The 3,157-nt window shown below is 61.1% G+C and carries 2 protein-coding genes; one reads left to right on the forward strand and one right to left on the reverse strand.

The features are described 5' to 3' along the window. Positions 1–165 precede the first annotated feature (165 nt). Complete coding sequence (locus AC3A4H_RS21280) at positions 166–1,350, reverse strand: FkbM family methyltransferase (protein ID WP_487768498.1); 1,185 nt, start codon at positions 1,348–1,350, stop codon at positions 166–168. A 700-nt stretch (positions 1,351–2,050) separates the two neighbouring features. Between AC3A4H_RS21280 and AC3A4H_RS21285 the strand changes: the two genes are divergently transcribed. Next, positions 2,051–3,157: beta strand repeat-containing protein (locus AC3A4H_RS21285; RefSeq protein WP_487768499.1), on the forward strand; the 1,107-nt coding region annotated here is incomplete at its 3' end.

The raw sequence follows: 3,157 nt of genomic DNA on the forward strand, positions 1-3,157 counted from the left end.
CAAATCCAACCCCCGCAACCAGATCCAGAAAGCCCCGGCCCCAAGCCGGGGCTTTTTGCGTTCAGAAGGCCGCCGCCGCGCAGCTTAAACCGGCATGGGAAGGCCTTGACCTAGATGGGGGAGGGACTGTTCAGTCAGAAGATCGCCTCGCCCAAATCGTAGTCCTCAGCCGCCGTATAGTTTCGTACATTTCATTCCTGCATCGGCGGGCAAAACCTTCCGGGAAATCAGAACGTCCAGGCAACGCAAGACGAGGTCCTTGCTGTCGAAAACGAAATGGGCGAGTGCGGCCAAGCTCTTGATCTCGTTGGTCGGCCATTCAGCGATCCCTCGAACATCCCTGATATAGACCGCGTCACCGTCGATAAGCTGGCTTCTGTTGCGGGTGATCAACTCGCTGTCGGAGTGAGTGCTATGGATATGCACCGACTTCGGGTTCATGAACTTATGGAGCAGGAAACCCTGATGCATGAGCTCACGATGCTGGTCTCCGAGGCTGGGGGCGTCTTTGTAGAGCGGGAAAAAGCTTACCTCCGTTATCACGCAGACAGCTTTGGAAAGCTTCGTTTTTCCGGTTTCGAAGACACTTAGCTCGCCGCCCTGGATATCGATCTTCAGCATGTCGAAATCCGGCAGGTCCGGCATGTCATCCAAGGGAATGCATTGTATCTGCTCGACCCGCTTCAGCGTGGCCAGCTGCTTCCAGCGTTCATTGCCGATGAAGGCAAGCGTTGCGTCGTCGATCTCGAAAGTCGAAGTGAAGCCGCTCGCCTGATATATGTTGAGGTGGTGGGTGCCGGCTTTTCCGACGGCCCGCGGGAAGTAGAGCTCGTTCTCCGGGTTTCGAATTCGAAGGTTTTCGTAGGCTTCCGGCTGCGGCTCGAAGCCGACGACCTTGCAAAGCCTCAAGGCCAGCATGTTTGCGTAGGGCGGATCGTCGACGGGGTTGGCGCCCACGTCGCAGATGACGGGCTGATGCTCGAGCTGGAGGACCGAACTGAACTGCCGGTCGATGGTGAGATGCGTGAGCGCAGCCAGTTCATGCAAGGCACGGCGGCAGTCCGAAATAATGCGATTGAGGAGCTCTTCACCATGCTCGGCGTCGCTGTGTTTGCTCAGCCGGACCCTATTGTGGGCGATCTTCTCTCGGTCGAGGGAAGCAAGAACAAAAGGTTCGTTGCCCCGGCAAAGCATTTCGACGGAAATGGATGCTTCGGGCTGTGCGTAGATGATGTCGAAAGCCAGGCGGATGTTGTCGACCAGGTAATCGATCACGGTGGTATTTGGGTCGAATGCCCATATGCGCAGGAATTTCACGCCGGGCGGAAGCCCCTGTGTCAGGCCGCTCATTTCACGAGTGAGCTTTTCCAGAAGCGCCTTTGAACACATTCGGCAAATTCCGCGGAAAAGAAAAGCCGGTATCGCAGCTATTCACATGCACGGCTCACTGTAGCGCGGCCATCAGCGGCCAAAGTTCAGTGAGTAGTTTCCGAACCTGCAAGATCAGTGTTTTCCGAACTATAGTCAATCCTCGCGTGCGTAGAGTGCTGTATTCGCAGGCAACTGCATGCGACGGAACCCGATCCATCGGGCAGGGCGAAGAAGCTCTGGCTCTCGTTGAAAATGCTAACCGTAACAGGGAAGTCAGCGATATGAGCGGTGTCTTTTTTAACGTTGCGGGCGTTGATCCCAACGAGGGCGCAAGTGTCGTGTTCGTTTGGTGCCGCGGCAAAGCCGCGGAGGACTACGCCCTGCTGGGCTCAAGTCACGTGGTGGGTGCCGTCGGCTCCACCCTCCCGCCCGGTATAGTGTCGGGCCAATTCAGCGTTACATTTCTGCTCCCGCCCGGATGCTCGGCCGAGGACATCTTCGTAACCGACGACAAGAATGGCAGCGAACACCTTCCCGGGGTGAGCATAACGCCCTGCCTGGGCGCATGGCGAAATGAGCGGGGGAACGGCTTGGCTTCGGATTCGCCGCCCTAAGCATTGCTACCAGCCCACCTCCCGCCAGCCGCATCGTGTTTGCCCGTTAGCAGCGGAGTTGTGTCATGCTTTACAGCGTTCAAGGTATAGATATCGCCGGTACGACCGAGTACATTTATTATTTCGATGGCGTGACCTATACTCTCCTTGGAAGTACGAGCAATACAAACCCGCTGACGGCGATACCGACAGGGGTGCCCCTGGGCTCTTATTCGGCGCTCGTATATATTCCAGAGGGCGCTGATCCGGCAAATATTGTTGTCTATAATCAAGCCGGAATACTTCAGACAAATGGAACTGATTTCACTGTAACAGGAATTACGGGCGCCGCGGGCCCCACCGGTGACACCGGCGCCACTGGAGATACCGGTGCGACGGGCGACACGGGCGCGACCGGAGATACCGGCGCCACGGGTGACACCGGCGCCACTGGAGATACCGGTGCGACGGGCGACACGGGCGCGACCGGAGATACCGGCGCCACGGGCGACACCGGCGCGACGGGAGACACTGGTGCGACTGGCGATACCGGCGCCACGGGCGATACCGGCGCGACCGGCGATACCGGTGCGACTGGCGACACCGGTGCCACGGGCGATACCGGCGCCACGGGCGATACCGGCGCCACGGGAGACACTGGCGCGACGGGCGACACCGGTGCGACTGGCGATACCGGCGCGACGGGAGATACTGGCGCGACAGGCGACACCGGTGCCACGGGCGATACCGGCGCGACTGGCGACACCGGTGCGACGGGAGACACTGGCGCCACGGGTGACACCGGCGCCACGGGTGACACCGGCGCGACGGGCGATACCGGCGCCATGGGCGACACCGGCGCGACCGGCGATACCGGAGCCACTGGAGATACCGGCGCGACCGGAGATACCGGTGCCACGGGCGACACCGGCGCGACGGGAGACACTGGTGCGACTGGCGATACCGGCGCCACGGGCGATACCGGCGCGACTGGCGACACCGGCGCGACTGGCGATACCGGCGCAACCGGCGACACCGGCGACACCGGCGCGACCGGCGATACAGGCGCCACGGGTGACACCGGTGCGACCGGCGATACCGGAGCCACTGGAGATACCGGTGCGACTGGCGACACGGGCGCGACGGGTGACACTGGCGCCACGGGAGACACCGGCGCGACCGGCGATACCGGC

The organism is Pseudaminobacter sp. Soil_N_29, from assembly GCF_057656055.1.